The 19,053-nt window shown below is 55.2% G+C and carries 15 protein-coding genes; 5 read left to right on the top strand and 10 right to left on the bottom strand.

Going from position 1 to position 19,053, the window contains the following annotated elements:
- The first annotated feature begins 382 nt into the window (after positions 1-382).
- Both ACIPO9_RS13925 and herA read left to right on the top strand, forming a co-directional pair.
- Positions 383-1,678 carry an SIR2 family anti-phage-associated protein gene (locus ACIPO9_RS13925; RefSeq protein WP_400781533.1) on the top strand — a complete coding sequence of 432 codons (1,296 nt, stop codon included), beginning with the start codon at positions 383-385 and terminating at the stop codon, positions 1,676-1,678.
- The gene (herA, locus tag ACIPO9_RS13920; RefSeq protein ID WP_400781530.1) at positions 1,675-3,513 is read left to right on the top strand and encodes an anti-phage-associated helicase HerA; all 1,839 of its coding nucleotides are present in this window, start codon (positions 1,675-1,677) and stop codon (positions 3,511-3,513) included. Before ACIPO9_RS13925 ends, herA begins: the two co-directional genes overlap by 4 nt.
- A 76-nt stretch (positions 3,514-3,589) precedes the next feature.
- On the opposite strand, the gene ACIPO9_RS13915 is transcribed toward herA, so the two are convergent.
- Positions 3,590-3,892, bottom strand: a complete 303-nt coding sequence (locus ACIPO9_RS13915; RefSeq protein WP_400781528.1) for a helix-turn-helix domain-containing protein — start codon at positions 3,890-3,892, stop codon at positions 3,590-3,592.
- A gap of 186 nt (positions 3,893-4,078) precedes the next feature.
- Between ACIPO9_RS13915 and ACIPO9_RS13910 the strand changes: the two genes are divergently transcribed.
- From ACIPO9_RS13910 to ACIPO9_RS13900, 3 genes are all read left to right on the top strand, one after another.
- Complete coding sequence (locus ACIPO9_RS13910; protein ID WP_400781525.1) at positions 4,079-4,714, top strand: hypothetical protein; 636 nt, start codon at positions 4,079-4,081, stop codon at positions 4,712-4,714.
- 1,652 nt (positions 4,715-6,366) lie between these two features.
- Complete coding sequence (locus tag ACIPO9_RS13905) at positions 6,367-7,809, top strand: AAA family ATPase (RefSeq protein ID WP_400781522.1); 1,443 nt, start codon at positions 6,367-6,369, stop codon at positions 7,807-7,809.
- A 1-nt stretch (position 7,810) separates the two neighbouring features.
- Positions 7,811-8,698 carry a DUF4435 domain-containing protein gene (locus tag ACIPO9_RS13900; protein WP_400781521.1) on the top strand — a complete coding sequence of 296 codons (888 nt, stop codon included), beginning with the start codon at positions 7,811-7,813 and terminating at the stop codon, positions 8,696-8,698.
- Positions 8,699-9,006: 308 nt separating this feature from the next.
- Here ACIPO9_RS13900 and ACIPO9_RS13895 read toward each other — a convergent pair whose 3' ends face one another.
- From ACIPO9_RS13895 to ACIPO9_RS13855, 9 genes are all read right to left on the bottom strand, one after another.
- Positions 9,007-9,153 (bottom strand): type II toxin-antitoxin system Phd/YefM family antitoxin, encoded by a 147-nt coding sequence (locus ACIPO9_RS13895; RefSeq protein ID WP_400781518.1) that lies wholly within the window; start codon positions 9,151-9,153, stop codon positions 9,007-9,009.
- A 101-nt stretch (positions 9,154-9,254) separates the two neighbouring features.
- Positions 9,255-9,683: a TetR family transcriptional regulator gene (locus ACIPO9_RS13890; protein ID WP_400781516.1), complete on the bottom strand. Its 429-nt coding sequence runs from the start codon at positions 9,681-9,683 to the stop codon at positions 9,255-9,257.
- Positions 9,680-11,563, bottom strand: coding sequence for an integrase (locus ACIPO9_RS13885; RefSeq protein WP_400781514.1), 1,884 nt, complete (start codon positions 11,561-11,563; stop codon positions 9,680-9,682). Before ACIPO9_RS13885 ends, ACIPO9_RS13890 begins: the two co-directional genes overlap by 4 nt.
- Positions 11,560-13,239, bottom strand: a complete 1,680-nt coding sequence (locus ACIPO9_RS13880; protein WP_400781512.1) for a hypothetical protein — start codon at positions 13,237-13,239, stop codon at positions 11,560-11,562. The genes ACIPO9_RS13885 and ACIPO9_RS13880 overlap by 4 nt, the downstream gene beginning before the upstream one ends.
- Positions 13,239-14,387: a tyrosine-type recombinase/integrase gene (locus tag ACIPO9_RS13875; RefSeq protein WP_400781510.1), complete on the bottom strand. Its 1,149-nt coding sequence runs from the start codon at positions 14,385-14,387 to the stop codon at positions 13,239-13,241. Before ACIPO9_RS13875 ends, ACIPO9_RS13880 begins: the two co-directional genes overlap by 1 nt.
- Positions 14,388-14,536: 149 nt before the next feature.
- Entirely contained in the window at positions 14,537-15,754 is a 1,218-nt protein-coding gene (locus ACIPO9_RS13870) for a DUF4350 domain-containing protein (protein ID WP_400781507.1), read from the bottom strand.
- On the bottom strand, positions 15,751-17,343 hold the full coding sequence (locus ACIPO9_RS13865; protein ID WP_400781505.1) for a DUF4129 domain-containing protein: 1,593 nt from the start codon (positions 17,341-17,343) through the stop codon (positions 15,751-15,753). The genes ACIPO9_RS13870 and ACIPO9_RS13865 overlap by 4 nt, the downstream gene beginning before the upstream one ends.
- Positions 17,330-18,310, bottom strand: coding sequence for a stage II sporulation protein M (locus tag ACIPO9_RS13860; RefSeq protein ID WP_400781502.1), 981 nt, complete (start codon positions 18,308-18,310; stop codon positions 17,330-17,332). Before ACIPO9_RS13860 ends, ACIPO9_RS13865 begins: the two co-directional genes overlap by 14 nt.
- Positions 18,307-19,044: an RDD family protein gene (locus tag ACIPO9_RS13855; protein ID WP_400781499.1), complete on the bottom strand. Its 738-nt coding sequence runs from the start codon at positions 19,042-19,044 to the stop codon at positions 18,307-18,309. The genes ACIPO9_RS13860 and ACIPO9_RS13855 overlap by 4 nt, the downstream gene beginning before the upstream one ends.
- Between the last annotated feature and the right edge of the window lie 9 nt (positions 19,045-19,053).

The raw sequence follows: 19,053 nt of genomic DNA, 5'->3' as shown, positions 1-19,053 counted from the left end.
CTCACGTGGGACATCATCACAGTCCTCGGCGATATTCCACTGTCAGCTTCTGATTCAGCAGACTGATACTCACCCGCGAATGGCATTGGCCTCTTCGATCTGCCCAGCATACTAGGCGTAAGGTTCTCGCGAAATTATATCCAAGCCGTGTGGTTGGGGCGCGGCAGCCATATGGACACGCTTGACTTAGACGGCTTGGTTACAGTGCTTCGGATGCTGTGAACTAATCAGTCATCGAGATTGGAAATTGGCGTGTCAAGGTAACTGGCTGTGTTCGGATGGACAGCTTGATATCAATTCAGTAGCCTCAAACCACGTCCTCCGAGCCTCATGCAGTTCTTGGGCGCCCACGGAGCGGGCTTATATTTCAATGGAGGTCAGGATGCCTTTTGCTGCGATACGTGGAGCCACAGCTCTTACTGACGAAATCGAGCTTGAGGCGCATCTCGCCTCTCTTCTTAGATTAGAAAATATTGGATTACTGTTAGGTGCCGGAGCATCAGTGGCTGCTGGCGGTCTGACCATGATTGCCTTATGGGGTCAATTTGTTCGTGAGTGCGGTGTTGAGGCCTCATGGATGGTCGAGCATGGCTTCATCGACGCTCAAGCCATCGCGCATCCAAAACCGACCACGCCGAATATCGAGCACCTAATTGATGCTCTCGAAATCGCCTTGTCCGATTGGACTCGGCAGATGAGGAAATTCGCAGAAGAAGTGGATTACGTGGATGGAGAGGAGGAGCTTGGGCAGAATCTTAATGATTTGAAGACTGCAAAAGCAGCGCTCTTCAGAACCGTTGTCAGCGCAGCGCTGCTTCGAGAGGAGTGGTGGCTTTCTCCAAGTGGTGTTGAAACGGATGACGCAGCCCTTGCGAGCCAAAGAACAATCCTCCAGAAGCTGGTTTCGGCGAGACAGCCCGGTCAAGCCTCTCCTTGGGTATTCACCACTAACTACGACCTGGCAATCGAATGGGCCGCAGAGTCAATAGATCTCCAAGTTTCTAACGGCTTCCTTGGTGTACATACCAGACGCTTTTCGCCTCAAAGCTTTGACTTGGGCTTTCGCAACACTCAAGCGAGGGGAGAGGCAAGGTTCGGCGTTTACAATATTTATTTGGCAAAGCTACACGGATCGCTGACTTGGAAGCAGGAGGGAGGACAGGTATTTGAGGTGGCAGCTCCATTGGCCCATCAACGTATCAGGCAGTTTATGGCTGAAACAGATGGTTCCGAGCTTGGTTTGATGGTGATGCCCAGGGCAGCCAAATACATGGACACTATCGGATATGTCTTAGGTGAGCTATTTCGCAGGTTTGCTGAGTTTATGTCTAAGCCGCAGAGCTGTTTGATCCTTTGCGGGTACGGGTTTGGAGATGAGCACATCAACCGGCTCATTCGGTCGGCGCTTCTCAACCCTACACTCCAGCTCGTGATTTACTCGGCTGGCTTCAGTGGCGATCCGGCAGATGCCAATTTGCCTTCAGCCCTGCGCAAATTGTTGTCATTAAAAAACCCTCGCATCACCGTGGTAGGTGGCGGAGCCGGTCACGCTTACATTGATTCCTTGGCCCGCCATCTACCAGATCCTCTTATCTACGATGAGGATATGCGGAAATTTGAGAAGGTTTTGAGAGACGAAAACGAAGTCGAAGATCCATTGCTGGGGGCCTTGATATGAGAAGCCGCCTGCCTGTCGGTTATGTGGTGAGAATCGAAGGTTCAGATGTAACGCTAAACCTCTTGGACATGCACCGAGGACAGTTGGCGTCTCACGCCCAAGGGATTTCGTCAGTGACCGAGGTTGGCAGTCTTCTCGTTCTGGACGCAGGCAGCCGCGCCTTAGTAATGAAAGTCATCTCGCTAAGTTTTGACGAGCCGCGTGAGGCTCACAGGCTTGGGATCGGCTCCAGCACACATCAAAGTGAGCCGCTTAGGAACATATCTGGTGTGGTCGTTGGAAGACTTTCTAGGGAGGACGGAAAACCTCGCTTCATCAGCGATTCCCTAGCCACGCCTCCACTCGGGGCTGAGGCCTTTCCTCTCAATACCGATGAGCTTGCGGCAATCCTCAACTGCGAAGACCTCAACGACATTCCCATCAAACTGGGCGACGACCTTCGCGGGGGAGGAAGCCTACATGTGGGGCTTGAGAGCCTTATTTCTAGGCATGTAGCAGTACTGGGCAGTTCTGGCCAAGGTAAAAGCTGCTTCACAGCAGCAGTGCTTCAACAGATCGTTAAATTGCCGAGCGCTAGGATTGTCGTATTCGACATCAATGGCGAGTACGAAGATGCGTTGGCCCTTCAGGATCTACCTGAAGGTGCCGTGAAATGTACAACCATAGGCGGGCAAGATCCCGGCGCTTTTAAGATTCCTTACTACGCTCTCGGTCGTCATGGCTTAAACAGGCTCCTCATTCCAAGCGAAAAGACACAGCGTCCGGCGCTGACCTTCGCTCTGGAGCATCTTCACCAAGTACGATGGTTTCCTCAGCCGAAGGGTGTCGGCCTCGCGAACGATGTTGGTCCTTTCCTATTCGATGATTGCCGTCAAGGGGGAGCCAATGAAGCTGATAATCGGATTCAGCAAATACGCAATGGACGGGCCGCTACAGCAGCTACTTGGCCCAACATGGCTGCGCTCGGAGCACTTGTCGCTGAGAGCCATGGAATTCAGCCCACTGCGAGAGGGCCCGAAAGAAATGCTTTCAGCTATTCCAATGTCTCACCGCTGATCACCAGGATAAACCGTTTCGCCGAAGACCCGATGTTCCGAGCTGTAGTAGACGTAGAGGGTGGCCCAGGTTCAGGGAATGGTCTCGATTGGGCACGGGAATCTACCCATCTGGTGGAGCAGATTTTCGGCGGGCAGGATGAGCCGTGGAGAGTGCATGTGATAAACCTGCGGCACCTATCGCATGATTTGACACCGTTTGTTCTAGGATCGCTTCTAGAGCTGTATGCGTATGAGTTATTTCGCCGGGGTCAGGAAAACAAAATTCCCACACTGCTGGTGTTGGAGGAGGCTCATCATTATCTACGCCCTATAGGGTCAGGCGAGGAGGCAGGTGAAAACTCGCTAGCCTACGAACGGCTCGCCAAAGAAGGGCGAAAATTCGGATTAGCGCTCTGGCTCAGTACCCAGCGGCCATCTGAAATCTCACCAACGGTGTTATCACAATGCAATAACTGGGTGACATTCAGGCTTACATCGGAAAAGGATCTTGCGTCTATCCAAGCTGCAAGCGAATGGGCTGACCGAAGAGAGATCCGTCGCATTGCTGGATTGCCTAGGCAGACGGCAATAGTGTTTGGAGGCAGCATATCCATGCCAACGCTGATCCGTGCTGCCGAGGCCTCTCCAACTCCCCGTTCAGGCGATGCGGAATTCCGAGCGTGGGCGGAGAATCGTCCCGCACCGAGAGCAGCAGCAGTCATTGCCGCACCCGAGCTTCCGGTCATACCGGCACAATGGCCAGAACCACAACCCTTCGATGAGGATGTTCCATGGTAGACCCAAGGGGCATCCTGGGGTGAGAGGCAACCAGTATCTGCGGCAAAAGCGGGGCTAATTGGTGTAGGCCAGGTTTTCACCAGCTTAAAGAAGACTCCACAAACCCTGCCATATAGAGCTGCTGCTCAATTTCTCGGATCGTCTGAGGCAGCGGTTCAGCGGGCTGCATGAAATGCTTTGCCAGAATTACAACCAAAGCTTCATGCACCTCCAACCGCTCAGCGATCTTCACCAGAACTGCAAGCGAGGGCGCTCGCTTCCCACGCTCCAAATCGCTCAAATACTGAGTAGATACCGTGCCCAAAAAGTCTTTTTGCGTGAGCCCCTTGTGACGACGCAATGCCTGCACGGCCAAGCCGACAGCTTCGTTGAAATCCATCAATCATCGTCCGAGCAAAGCTGGCATTGGACGCAGGGATGGGTTATTTTTGGAATCAACGATAGGCGAACATTAGATATGTCTTTATCTGTTAGAGGGGCTTTGAGATTGCCCTTGCGGGTGGCGTACCTTTTTTGGGGACTTAGAGGCGCAGTCGCGCTCCCCCATTTGTATGAGCGCAATGGAATGGATGACAGAACTAAAGCGGCAATATTAAAGCTGAAAGCAGACGCCGTTGGGGTCGTATTCACAGGCTTCGTGACGAACGCGAAGGTCCAGCCCCCCGCGATGCTGACGGGCGAGGTTTGGCGTCATGTGCTCGCAGATGGATTCGGAACATTTGCAGATGGGCACCGAATCGAGACGTCTGACATTGTTCAAGTTCATTCCCGTGGCGATAGCCTGTGGGTCTCCACGCGAAGTGGTTCCGATTACGGCATCCTCTCCTTCGCACCATTAGGCTGGATTTATTTCGCCGATCTCTATAAAGCTCACCAACGACTCGACCCGCACCCTCCTGGCTCACCAATCTGGCATATGGAATTACCTCAAGAGAGGGCTCCTGGCTTGGCTTTCGAGCGAAAGGGACTAGTCAGTCAAAAGACTGACCCGCAAGCCGTGAGGAAGCAAAAGCGGAAGCTGCTCGGGCCGGAGGAAAACACGGAGTACATGGACCGGATGGCAGTGTTTATTGATGAGACGATTGAGACGTTCAAGCGGACTGGTGTGAATATACCCGGATCTGATAACTGTCCAAGCGATGACTCCATCACAAGCTGTGCTCATACTTTAAAGGAGCTGAACAATGGCCAGCCAGACTGATCTGGAATCGGACCTCAGGAGTCGATTTCCTGCTGCGTTTCAAGCGCCTTCGCACTTCAGATATGACTGTGGCGAAGGATGGTTCGCAATCGTTGAGACTCTTTGTTCGCTCCTTTCCCACGCAAACGAACGTGGAGGTCATGCCCCGACCTATTTGGCGGAGGCGGTTGAGAAGATGGGAACGCTACGGGTCTTGGTAGCTGGCCGTGACTCTCGTACCAATGAATGGATCACATTTGCGGAACAGCACGCCGCTCGCACCTGTGAGATCTGTGGAGCGAGTGGCAGATTGTTGTACGCGGACGGTTGGCAGCGAGTGCGTTGCCAGCTCCATGCGCAAACTGCTCGACCACTCAGTGAGGGCGAGTAGTCGGCGCACAAGTCCGTTCCAAGGGCGAGATTCCAGTGGTGAAACGATTTTTACTAATCGTAACGCAGAATTTTTTACGTAACGCGAATATGTTACGAGTAAAAATAGCTACGTTCATGTGCCCAATACGTGGTGCAGTTGCCGACGCCGCCGAGTATTGAGCGGCGCTGCGCCCCTTCAATCTCTCTCGCGCTCAGTAGGCAGCGGGGCTTCTAGATCAATCTCGACTCCACACACTAAATCCCGGACTCGCTCTGCGATTGCGGGGGCAAGCGGTTTGGTTTGGTCTGGATGAGATTCGATGTCGTCGTCCAAAGCCTTGAGAGAACCAGGGACATCTTCGTGCGACAGCTTCATGGGCATCTGATTACTCCTTCGCGGTATGAGTAATGGTACGCCTCGTCGCGGTTGGTAGCCAAAGGCTTCCTACCTCCTATTTCTGATCATCCGTTATAGGTCGGTAGCTGCCCGTGGATGGCTGTCTCTCCCCAACCCAACACCGCGAGTTTCGAGGCGCGACGTCGTAGGGGCAAGCACGCAACCTACCCTCTCGCCCTGTCTAGGGTGTCGTGCAGCTCAATCCACGGATGCCTGGATTCATCATCGCTAATCTCGCAGGCATGGGCATGAGTAAAGGGGCTCTCACAATCCTCCAGTGGCTGGCTTTCAAGGCATCCACTGCACACCGCCCGCCCGGCCACAATCATCCACTTGGCATTCCATCTCTCAATTTTTCGCTCGCTATCCATAACCCGATCCGAACCCCGTGCGCTTCGACGAGCTGAGGATACAGTCGCGACAGCGGCTTTGATACGCTCGGAACCATACCCTCAATTGATGGTAATGGTGCTGGGATGATCGCGAGATGCAGCGCAGGGAGTATACGTTCGTCACTGGCTGCAATCGGCCAAAAGCAGCCGCTCAAAGGCGATGCCCCCCTCATCCAAAAGATATGCACCGCCCTGCGAGCATGGCTGAACGCTGGCAAGTCTCCTCTGCCTCGGAGGAGCGCTGATATTGAACGTGTCCATCTGCTGGTTTCCCCAGGAATTCTTGGACAGTTCAGCCTCAAAACGGCATCTCTTGTTGGATAACTCGATCGGAAAATGGCACTTGTATTCTTGTGCTTAATCCAGCTGTGCGACCATCGAGACGCTATCCTTGGGCTATTGCGCAATGCTGATAAGACAGCAGAAAAAAGCAGCAAGATATCATTGAGCCATCAAAAGAACGTGGGTACACTCAACGTGAGATATTGATCAGAATAAATCAAGGAGGAAATGTGAAGCTCGCGCAATTTTCAGCAACAGACGTGCATGATCATATTAATTTCAATGTAAGATTTAATGAGTCTGTAAATTTCATCGCGGGACTAAACGGCTCCGGAAAAACTTCAGCACTGAATATAATTACCGCGTTGCTCGCACCATCGCTAGAGGACTTAGCAAAGATCCGTTTTAAGAACGCTGAATTATCAATAAAAATGGACTCCGGTGACCTGCTGAACATTAGAGCTAATCAAGTCGATGAATGGCTGGAGCTGAGGGTGGAGAGTTCGTCAGCTCCCGCCGACCAAGTACTGCGCGCGAGCATTCAAGAGCTTAAACATTCCGTCGACCGCTCCAGCAGCAGCAAATTCTGGCAAAGCGAGGTGTTTCGATACATCACCAAATTACCTTCGCCGATGTACTTAAGCCTCGACAGACGGTTTATCAAAGAAGTAACACCCTACGATGCATCTCCGTTTTCCATAAATAAATTCTTCAACGAAAAAAATTCTGACAATTCATCTAGCGATACAGGGATGAAAGAAGCGCTAGATTTGATCTCCAAGCAAAGCGCAGAAATTAAAGACCGCCAAACGTTAGCAGACCACAAGCTGCGCAACAAAATAATCTTAGATTCTTTTTTTGTTGATAACAGCAGCTCTAATGGCGCGGCAATGGCACTCCCAAACAGCAAAAGCCTCCAGCAGCTCAAGGACAAGCAAAGGCGTATAAAAACAGCACTGATAAGTCTAGATGTTAAAAACGAAGAGCTTTCAGTAATGTATGATAAGTTCTTTGACAACCTTACAGCAATTTTAATAAATGTTCTTAACTTTTTTGAAGGGGAAAATGAAATTCAACAACACCCTAGAGGAGGCTCCGCATCTAAGAGCAGTGCATCTGAAAGAAAAAAAGATAGGGATTTGATTCCCACAGAGCGCAAAGTCACGCCGAAGGCGAGGCCTTTGTCGCTAGAGACTTCAAGGGTCCTAGGAACATGGTTTTCGAACAGTCATCAGATTGCGCGAATAGATCGTTTGATCAACCTAATCAGCGAATACGAGAAGGTTAAAGCTGACATATACGCTCCTCTACAAAAATTTGAAAGCTTGGTAAATCTTTTCCTAAAGCAGACAAATAAAAAAATAAGCGTAAACAATCGCGGCGAGGTGAAAATTTTCATCTCTGACGTGGAACGCCCTCTCACCGTGCTTTCCTCTGGGGAACGCCAGATATTAATAATGCTGGCGCACCTATCGCTGAACTCGCACCTACCAAAAAGCGGGGTTTTCATCGTCGATGAGCCCGAGTTATCACTCCACATCGCTTGGCAAGATATGTTTCTGGAAGCGGTTCAAGCTGCCGGACCTGATTTGCAAATCATCCTAGCGACCCATTCCCCTGCAATTATCGGCGGCAGAAGACAATATTATATTCCATTGAATGGAGGGATATAACATGTCAATAGAAACACTTCCATCTTGGTCTGCATCAGCCAGTGAAAGCATAGGTTTGCTTTACCGCGAGCTTCAGCCTGTAGAAGTCTATGTAGAAGACAGCAACTCTGAAGCATTTTACCTAGAGTTACTTAACAGAATGATTGAGGGTGACAAAAAAATAAGAAAAGTCATCCCGCTGCATGGGCGATCCCATGTTCTTAAGGTCTGCACAGATTACACCGATACAAGTCCCGCTTTATTTTTAGTTGACGGAGACTTAGATATCTTAATGGGCGTGCGACAAAAAGGATATAGAAATTTATTTCAGCTCAAGAGGTACTGCATTGAAAACTATCTATTCTGTAGCACTGCGGCACGCGAGCTAATTGTTGAGGGCTCAGGAGTTGTATTGCGAGACGATGCCCTCTCAGAACAGGAGTGGGGGGATTATTTCGGGCCTATTCAAGTCCCCCTCAAAGAACTCTTCATAACATTTGCAGCCGCCAGAGAGATTAAGCCAGATCTGAAAACCGTATCTCACGGACTTGACTCTGTAATTACTCAGAAAACGCGGGCAGCGGGGCCGAAGGTAGACGGTGAGAAAGTTGAGGCATTGAAGAATGCTATCGCTGACGCCTGCGTCCAAGAATATGGAGAAGCCGCTTGGGAAGCCGCATTGCGGTTGGTGCGCGAGAACTCAGAGAATCTGCCACCAATAGACGTAATCTCGGGTAAAGACTACCTCCTTCCTTTGCTAACATTTTTTATACGTGCGAAAGGGTGCGGTACTATGTCTACGCCCAGTCTGATGTTCAAACTTGCTAAATATTGCTCCCTTGAACAATTAGGGGATCTGAGCACTGCATTAAATGATGTGCGTCAAGGCAGAAACTTTCTCTCCAACTAAGAATTATGAGAAATTTATATCCGCCAATCTGGCTGTTAGTACGGGGCCGTTAGCCGTAATTCGTGCCCCACGCTAGCCTTGAACGGTAACCAAGGAGACTTCCAACGTTACCGTTGGCGTACCCTCGACCCGATTAGGGACAATTTTAACATCCTGACATGAAGTAAGACAGGAACATATCTGTGATTGAAATGCGAATCGCACTTTCGCGCCCTCACCTCAAGGCGTAGTGCGTGACTGTCCGCTTTGGGTCGATAGCCGTCGCTCGCGAGTGGCAACTCGCAGGCCTGAGCTATCTCAAATGGTATTCAGTAATACTCTTCAGCCTCGATGCCTGAGAGCCTACATACAGGTCGACCATTCTTGGTGATGACAAAGGTGTGGCCCTGAGCGACCAATGCGATCAGACGACGGAGTCGTCTACGAGCTTGGCTGCATGTGAAAGTAACTGGCATGGTTTGCGCCCCCGCTGTATTTGTACAGCTATCCTACGCCGACGAATCTGCGACAGTCAGCTTTCAATAGCTGCACCTAGGGTGCCTGCCTCCAAGCCACCCTATTCAGGCGGCTTCTTCGGGGTAAAGTCGACTATTTTTCGGTCGCTCTGTTTGGCCTTGAGCGTGCGATTTTCGTCCAATAGCACTTCATTGATAGATGCAATATTTGCGACCTTGGTGCGTAACTCTTCGTTCTCTTGGCGATAGGTTGTGGACTTATGGCGCTCGGCAACCAAATCTTGGTGCTTCACATCCCGTACTGCTCGACTTGATCGGCCCTGAATCTCACGGATAGCCTCTGCGATGAGTGGATAGTGGTTATGGATCAGTGCCGTTGATACACCCGCTTCGCGGGCGACAGATGCGATTGTTACCTTGCTTTCCTTGGTATGAGCACGTCCTTTCTGTATGCGGTAGATGGCTAACTTCAGATCTTTCTCACGTTCCACAGCCGGTCTGTATTTGGCTGTTTTCTCCTTCGGCTTCATGCGATCACATTCTCCACGCCCAATTGAATAAGCACGTCTCGGCAGCGTGTTAGGTCTCGTTCAACGCGTTGTCGTCCTCCCTCACCGATATCTTGGCAATCCAGTAGCTCCTTCAGTTCATTGTATTGTCGAAGGTAGATAGGAGCGTGTCGGGCATTGATGACGGCATTGTTGCAATCGCCGCAGCGAGTACGGTCGAGAGAATTACCGACGCAACCATCATTATCTGCCGTGCACCAAGCGTGGCCGTTGCTGCGGATCGCCGTGCTCTCTGCAATGGATTTCACCATAGAGGCTCGATCCTTGAAGATCAGTAAGTTTTGTGGATCGCGCTGCCAATGTTTAAGCGCCCGCCCATAGCCACCGGCCAATGGCTTGTCTCCCAACCAGTCATCGACGACGCTAACTTTGACATCCTCCATCTCGGCCTCAATTTCGGCATAAAGCTCTAGATCCAGATGCTGTCCCCAGGCTTCGTCCATGGCGTAACCTAGGGTCATATCCATCGACCAGTGTGCGTAATGTTCTTTTAGGTAGCGCAGGTCGCCGAAGCGACTATGGGCTGCGTAATTGGCGAATTTGCGGCGGAATTGGTGACTGGTGAGTTTCCAGCTCAGTCCGCAACGTTTGGCGAAGTTTTGGAGGTTCAGGCCCCAAGTCGTGTTGCTGAGCGTGCGCACTCTGTTGTTTTCATTTGGATATGCACCAAGAAATACCGAATGGCGTTCCTTTTGCGCCTCTGAGATTTGCGGGTCAAGTGGGTTGGCGCGCCGTCGCTGCACGATCTCAACAGCGATCATGGCTTGATAGGGCGCGGACCATCGTTCCATCAGACGTAGAGCGCGCACGGCGGCCTCAGGAATCATCCAGTCATGTATGCCTGCATCAGTCTTGTCGGAACGAGAACGCATCCAGTGATAGATGATGCCCTCATCATCTTCGGTGCGGTGCACAGCGCCCGACTGCAAATTGGCCAGCTCGTGGTTGCGGCATCCTGACGTGCTAGCGAGGATGATGTAGCAGGCCGTGCGTAGATCGAGCACTGCCTTGTTGAGCGCCTTCAACCCGCCTTCCCAGCCAGAAGTGCTCAAGTGGCGATTCTTAGCCCAATAGAGGCCTTCGGTAGACAGCGTCTTCCGTTGCGCCGAGATGGCATCAAGTTCATCGCGCAGATTAAGCAGGTGGTGGCCGCGATCAACCTGTTGATATGCCTGCTCGAACAAGGCGCAGAACACGTCATCGGGAATCAGCGGCGTTTTTCCACCTTGAGTTTCCTGCCCGATAAGTCCTGCCATCGCCATCCCGGACGTGTCTGGCCAGGGATGCAGAGGCATAGGGTCGTCGGTGTATTGGCTCAACTGATGGAGTGCTTCGACTGCTATGAAACGGGTTCTCAGCGCACCCTGAGATAACGGCTTGCCTTTAGAGCGGCGGGTCTGGCGGTGGGCTTTACACGCTGATACATACGCCGTACAGACCATCGGCGTGACTGCGCTCAAGCGGTCGATTTTCAAAATTTCCAGATGGCGCAAAAAAGGCATTGAATCATTAAACATTTGACGAACCGTGGTGCCCTTAGGTTGCCCCGCTTCTTGTCTCCCGCGTCGTAGGTAACGGTACAACATTGCTTTTACTACTGCTCTAAACGCTGGTGGTACACGGCTGAAGTCCAATCGTTTTTGATAAGATGCTCGGTTGCTGGCGAAACCGTCGAGATGCCAGATGTCGTCGCCGTATCGGCTGAGGATGACCCACTGCCCATCCACCTGAGTAGCAGTGATGATGAGAGCATCGCGTTCGGGCTCAGGGAGTCCGCGCACATCACCCGGCTGGGCGAGACTGGGCGTCCATGGGAGTGCCTGGAAGGTTTTATCACTCATTCAAAGATCTCCAAGCTAGGAATCAGATCAGCCGACCAGAATGGATGGGGCTGCAAGCGCGCGCGCTCCCTAGCGGCCTCAACGGCTGCGGCCTTGAAGATGCCACGCCGCAATCCCTCGGCAACGATGTAATGGTCGATCAGGCGAGGAATGTGGGCGTATTCCCGTGCCCAACGCTTTTTGTCCATCCGCGACCGCTCGCCAAGAACGCGGAAGTAGAAACTGAATAGTTTGTAGAGGTCCTCAGCAGTCACCGCATAGTGTGTGCAGCGCAGGCAGTTGATGAAATTCATGCATGTCGCATCCTTGCGCTGCGGAGCGAACTGGCCGTTCACAGGATCGGCGCAACGACCCATCGGGGTATCCTTATAGGTCGCACCGATGGTTCGGGCCTGCAATTCCTCCACCAAAGCTTCACCCATGAATTTCCAGTTGCGGCGAGCATCTTGGCTGGGCGCCAAGTAGTTTTTGTCGGCTACCTTCGTGGTATTGCCAAGGGCTGCGGCGGTGGTCGCGAGATCGGCATGGGTAAGCTCAAAAATGCGGTTGGCAAAGGTTTTTCGCAGGCGCGAGATATTGATGCGTAGCTGTTTTCCGTTGCTATCCTCAAGCTTATACTCAGCTACAAGGTTGCTTATCGCATCCTTCAGCGTCCCCGGACTTAACGCCGTCACTTGGCCGTCCCGCCCCAAGTTGCGTCGGCGATAAAGCCACACTCTCCCCTTAAGATCGTCTGGGGCTTCCGAATCGAAGGGCTCGGTCAAGAACATAACGCGGCGGATCAAACGCTCGATGTTAGTCCTAACGCTAGGCGTGGATTCGAGAAGTCGCTCAGCATCCGATTCGGCCCGCAACGCTACTTTGCTTGTGTTGTAGCCGCGCCGTTTCCAAAGTACTAGGAATACAGTGTTGTCCTTTGGATGCGGACGCAAGCAGTCGCGATCCATCTCAAAAAGTGGCGTGGCATTTCGTCCAGTGTGCAGGGCCACCGTCAACAGTGCTGAGGCCAGAAGATTGACGGTCACAATTGTGTTATCGGCCCATATTGGCCTAATGGCCTTGTTTAGCGCCGCTGCAAACGCTTGGCGCTCGCGTTTGGATAGCGCCGTTTCGCCCTTCGCTTTTCGGTTGCTGTTGGGGAAGGGGTTGCGTGGGAAGGTTGCTGCTTCCCCAGAAATGGCCAAGGGGAACAGACCACGCTGTCCAAGTGCGAGCAGCACGGTCTTTGTGTGCCCATAGACGGTTTTCTGAGAGATAGTCGACCATCCTCGCCCATCTAGATGGCTAAGGTAGCCGTCGATCAGGTCCCGGTTCATATCGGCCAAAACCAAGTTACGTCCAAAAGCTGCTGCCCGGAGTAGGCAGTAATCGAGGAAGTGACGCATCCCACCTTTGCAGAAGCTAGTCACGGTAGTGACTGTGACGTCGGCATCCTGACCGGCAAGGAAACGTTCAATTTGGCGCTGGCAGGCGTAGGTGACAGCGTCAATGCCAGCTCCATACCATCGCGCAAAGTCGAAGGTTTTGCGGTGAGCGCTGTTCCGCACAAACTTAATAATGGTGTTTGGTGGAGGGATAACGTCAGGCAGAACGACGACGTTGCCAGCGGTGTCGATACTGTGCTCGACTTGCGGCACGCTGAGATCGGTTCTGGTAAATTCTTTACGCTTCCCCATCAAGCCTCCTCCACCAAAGCGTGCAACTCATCGTCATAGGCCAGCACTGCGTCGTCAGCCATTTCGTTGACCACGTGCAGGTACACCATCGTAGTTTCAATCGAACTGTGGCCGAGTTGGCGCTGAAGGAAGACCAAGGGGTCAATCCCTTTTCCAGGATCGCGCCGAAGGCTGATCAAGGTCTGAGTTGCGTAGGTATGGCGGAGCATGTGGGCATTGGTTTTGAGCCCAGCCCTTTTGCCTGTCTCATTAATAATCCGGTTCAGGCTCTTACCATCACTTCCGTAGGATTGCCCGCACTGGTTTAGCAAAAGTGCCTGTTGCGGGATACTGCTCAAGGATGCTCGCTCGCCACGCACCTTTGACAGATAGCGATATAGCTGGGACATGAACTTACGGCTGACCATAATATCTCGGGGCTTGCTCCCTTTGGTCTGCATGCCGCTGCCGTCGAATGGGTCAAGTGAAACCCTCAGGTTGCGTTCAGTTCCCGCCACCTTGTCGGGGTCGTACACATATTCGTATGGGAAGGTAACAAGCTCGCTACGGCGGAGACCTGTATGCAACGCCAGACGCATCATCATTCGATGATGAGGATTCTCTGATGCGGCCAAAAGCAGCTTAATTTGGGACATGCTCAAGTACTTGGGGAGCGCCTTGTGAACCCGAGGCATCACATCGTTCGCCATGACTTTGTTACCACTGGCATCGAGATGTCCAAGGAAGCTGGTTGCACGCTTGATGCTGCGCTCTTCATAGCTGAAAGGAACCCGAGTAACCCACTTCTGGTTCAGGGCGAACTCGTAGAACTTGCAAACGTAGGTCAAGCGCTGGCGTGTGGTATTTGGCGCCAGCTTGCACGTCACCAAGCAATAGTCGCGATAGGCTGCGACGAGGGACTTGGCCTCCCCACGGTCCACGTCGCGCCAATCAAGCTCATGAGCCTGAAGAAAGCTGAAGAAGTCGTAAAGGGCGCGGCCAGTACTCGGCCAGGACTTGTTAGAACCGATTGATCCGCGAAGCAGGTAGCTCCGAAAAAACTGGTTGACCGGGATGCAACTCTCCATTGAATCCCAAAGCAGAATGGGAAACTGTACGTAGGTTTGCCCAGTTATCACAAAATCTTCAGTACCCCAGACAAGCTCCATTCACACCACCCCACAATGACTAGACAGTTGCCCCCTTTGTCTGCGCTTACAGACAGAGAGGATTCGCACCGCCCAAAACACTGTAGTGAGTTTTTTTCTAAGTGGTTGTTTCTAGTGCAAAGATTTCCTAACGATCCCCCAGCGCCAGTTCATAAGGCATTCCTGAGGGTTTGCAGGTAGGCAACCTGACGGGTGAATTCGCTGCTGGAAAGGCGCTCTTCAAGGCGCGGGCGCAGTGCGTGGCCGATGTCACTGGTGGGCTGGCGCGTCACGCGCGCCAGCATTTGCCACTGCTCGGTGACCGGCAGTGCGTCGAAGCCTGGGTGGCGCTGCCGGGCACGGCGCAGGATGTCCTGCTGCAAGGCACGCAGTAACGCCTGTTGGCCTCTGCGGCGCAACATGAAATCGGCGCTGGCGCGCAAATGCTCGCCCAACTGGCGACGGGCCAGGGAAGGCTCGGGTTGCAGTGGCCCCTGACGCATTCCGGCATGCCAGAGCCCTGCCCCCAGGCACAGCGCCAGGGCCAGCAGGGCCTGGGGAAAGTACTTCCAGAGCAGGCCGAAAAGATCGTCGTGATCGGTGCGCAGCAACATCGTGACATCGCTGTCCTGGCTCAGGTACCACAGCAGCCAGGCGTTGTCGTACTTGCCGATGGCGCGGGTTTTCCACAGGTCCGCATCCGTCAGCACGGTGATCAGCCCGTCGCCGTAGACCATCTGCAGCATGTGGGTTGCATCCGCGCTGTTGGCCCATGACTGGGCATGATCCTGCGGGTCGTCCAGATGGAAGGCCGGGTCGAAGCTCATGTACGCCGGATCGCTTTCGTTCTGCACATACAGGCGCGTCAGTTCCGGCCAGGGCGTGGGCGGCGCCTTGACGTCCGGGGTGCTCAGGGGGATGACCGGCTTGAGCTGCTCGCGCTCCCAGCGTTTGTCCTGTTCGCGCAGGTCGCGGGTGAGGAACTGGCGAATCTGCAGTTGATCGAGCAACGGATCGCCGCTGCGCCCCTTTTCTTCGTCCCACAGTTGCTCGGCGACGAACAGCAGCCGTCCGCCGGAGCGGGTCCAGCTAAGCACGCGCTTGACTTCGGCCGGGGTCATTTTCTCCCGGGTATCGAGCAGCATCAGGGTCTGCGCCTGCTCGCCAGTATCGGGGAGCGTGTTCAGCGCCTGGGTGGTCCTGACTGAAATCCCCCGCTGGCGCAGGAAGGTTTCGGCGGCCAGGTAAGGGTTGGCTCGCACTTCCGGAGACGGCCCCTGATCGACCGTTTCCTGATAGTGCTCCAGTTTCTTGAGCCACGGCACGGCAGCGGCGATAACAGACACCACAACCAGCGCTGCGACGAGCATCCCGAGGCGTCTGCTCATGTCGGCGCCCCGGTTCCGAACAACTGCCGCCAGTCATCGCACAGGGCTTTGTGCACCGCAGCAGCCGGTAGCTGGTGCCCGTAGGCGAGATTCTGCCAGTGCCGGGTGAGCTCCCGGCTGTAGCTGTGAAGCGAGGGCTGGTCCAGTGCGGCGACGCGCTCCAGTACCTGGCCTTCGGTATCGGCGTTTTTCAGCGGCAGTTGGTAGTCCGTCAGCAACCGGTTGAGCAGCCCCCGGTACAACAGGCTCAGGGCCTCGCGCGGTGACTGCTGCCAGAGCCTGTCTGCGGCAGCGGCGATGTCATCAGGCAGGCTTTCGGCGTTCACCTGCAGGCCAAACAGTTGCTGGGGGGCGTCATGCCGTGTTTTTTTCCTGCGGGGCGTGCGATTGACGAAGGTGGCGAACCAGCTTCGGTAGCGCCAGATCACCCACGCCGTCAGTACGCCGATCGATGTCCACAGCAACACTTCGAACACCGTCGACAGGGTTTTGCCGACGTTGAGCAATTGCACGATCAACTGCGCCAGCCAGTTGGGCGTGTCGCTGGTTTTAGCTCCGTGTTTCTTTTCGGGCAGGCGCCAGCCCGAAACAGGTTTTGGATTCTTGAAGGGCGGGCTGTCCAGCACCGCCTTGATATCGGCTCGCGAGTCCTGACTGTTCAGTGCCTGGCCCAGCAAGCGGGCAGCGGTAGGCCCGGCTACCTGTTCATCTGCCAGTGGTGAATCCAGTGGCGGCAGTGGACAGCTGTAGGGTTGCTCATCCAGAGGTTCATCCGCCATGACCGGCTGCGAGGCCAAACCGAATGCCAGGGAGCAGCCGATCAACAGGACGTAGGCGCTGCCAATGACGCGCTGGCGCAGGCGACGGAACGTCAGTTCGATGTCCCAGCCCTCTAGCGTGGTGCGCCGATTGAGGTAGAGGGCGAAGCCACAGGACACGTAGACAGGGCCCCAGATCACCAGCACCAGGGCGTAGAACGCGTTGGTCAGGTGTTCGAGCCAGTTCCACCGGCCTTCGATGTCCAGCAGGCTGCGCCATGACCAGTCGAGCTCGATCTGCTGGGGAAGCAGCGCATAGAACAGCACCAGCAGGCCGACCCAGAGGGAAAGTTCCAGCGAGCTGCCCATGGAGGTCAGGCAGCGCGCCACCCGCAGGTTCTTCTCCCCCAGCAGGGCGATCCGCTGTGCGCGGGCCAGGCCGTCTAGCCCTTCGAGTTGCTGAACCGGCAGATTGAAGCTGCGGCTCAGGCCGAAACGTCGCCACGTCAGGCTGGCGATCAGCTGTGGCTTCAGGGCGCGCGGCCATGCCTTGAGTGCCTGCCTGAGCGAGGGCGCCTCGCCGAACAGCGCCTGGGACAGGATCAGCAACGGCAGCCGTTCGAAAGCGGGCTTGAGCCACCAGAACAGCAAGATGGCCAGGGTCGGGTAATCCCAGAGCAAGGCAGTCAGCAAGGCGAAGACCGGGATCGTGACAATCGCCCAACTGCTCATCAGCAGACCCCGATGCCGGCCCGCGAGTACGACGCCCAGGTCGACCGCTTCCCAGGGATTGCGTGGGCGAATGGCGACGCAGGATTCAGTCAGGCGCATGAGCGGTGCGTCCGGCGAAAGTCAGATAGGCGGCCACCAGGGCCCACAATGCGGCGCCGACCAGATACTTGGTGACGGGGTGTGGCCAGGTCATCGATGACCAGTACGCCTCGATGAACGCGGCAATCAGCAGGAACAGCATCACGCCGCCGATCAGGCGCACGCTGGTCTTGGCCGCTATCCGCAAGGCTTCGCCCCGTCGCAGCGGGCCGGGGGCCAGCAGCGCCCAGCCCAGCTTGAGACCTGCAGCGCCCGCCAGGGCAATGGCGGTCAGTTCGAATGCACCGTGGCCGACCACGAAGGGCCAGAAGGTTTCGCCGAAGCCGACGCGGGTGAGGTGCCCGGCGACGGCCCCGATCATCAGCCCGTTGAACAGCAGGAAGAACAGGCTGCCCAGGCCAAACAGCAAGCCGCTGGCGAAGGTCTGAAAGGCGATGCCGATGTTGTGCATGATGTAGTAGCCGAACATCAGCCAGTCGGCGCTGGCCCCTCGCTCTGCCGCCTGGCCCAGACGCCGTGCGGCGGGGTCGTACATGGCTTCCATTTCAGTCACGTCAGCGGGGCTGACCACGCTGTAGATCAGGTCGGGGAAGGCATGGACCAGCAGCCCCATGACGATCAGGCTGCCAAAGAACAGCCCGCCGGCCAGGGCCACCAGACGCCATTCGGCGCGCACCAGCCGTGGAAAGTCGGCCAGCACGAAACCCAGGACTTGCGCGCCGAACTGGCTGCGATGCCGGTAAAGCTGCTGGTGACCGCGCATCGCCAGTTGTTGCAAGGGCTCGACCAGGTGCGTGCTGTAGCCGCGCTCCTGCGCCAGTGCCAGGTGCTGGCAGACTTGCCGGTAGTGTTCGGTGAAACCGTCCCCGGCCTGGCTCCTGCCCCGGCTGCGCTCGAGTGCTTCCAGGCGCTCACCGAAGTGCGTCCAGCTCTCCTGATGACGTTGTTCGAACTGGCTCTGTTTCATGGCGAACCCGCCAGGCCACGGGCCACGCCGTTCAGATGATCGACGGCCTGAGCCGGGGACGCGGGTGAGGGCATCTGCAACGGCACCGCCAGAATCGAAGCCAGCTCCTGGGCGCGGGCGGGTGAGAGCGCTTGCTGGCGCTCGGCGAACTCCAGCACCGCGCGCTGTTCCTCAAGCGTCAGCATCAGGGGCACGAGGATTGGTTCCGCCTCGGGCAGGACGGGCCGTTGCGCGGGGGCATCGCGGTAGATCACCAGGGTGCCCGCCGCCAGATCGCCCAGGCGTTTGAACCGGCGGTGCTGCAGGCAGGTGAACGCCCCCAGGCAGTAGCCGACCGGCAGCATGTCGACGAAGCGCAGCAGGTTGCGCAACAGCGAAGCTGACCAGCCGACCGGCGTGCCGTCGTCGTGGACCACGCGCAGGCCCATCATCTGTTTGCCAGGCGTGCGGCCCTGATTCAGCACTTCGAACAGCACCATGTACCCCCAGTTGGCCAGGAACAGCGCCAGCATGAACAGGCCGGTGCCGAAATCCCCAAGGGCGCCAAGTACCAGGAACAGGGCTGTGAGCAACGCGCCGCGTATCAGCAGGTCGAATGAGAAAGCCAGCGACCGGGACAGCAGGCCGGCCGGGCGCAGGACCAGGTCGATGCCCTCCGGGGTTTCCATGCGGATGCGGGTGTCCAGCGGGGCAGGCTGCGCAGCGATCCTTGGCCAAGCTTGCGAGGAGGACATTGTGGGGAA

Origin of the sequence: Pseudomonas sp. NPDC090203, from assembly GCF_044746765.1 — a bacterium.
GTDB lineage: Bacteria > Pseudomonadota > Gammaproteobacteria > Pseudomonadales > Pseudomonadaceae > Aquipseudomonas > Aquipseudomonas putida_AD.
The sequence above is the reverse complement of the archived record's forward strand: the minus strand, read 5'-3'. Positions and strand labels throughout refer to the sequence as shown.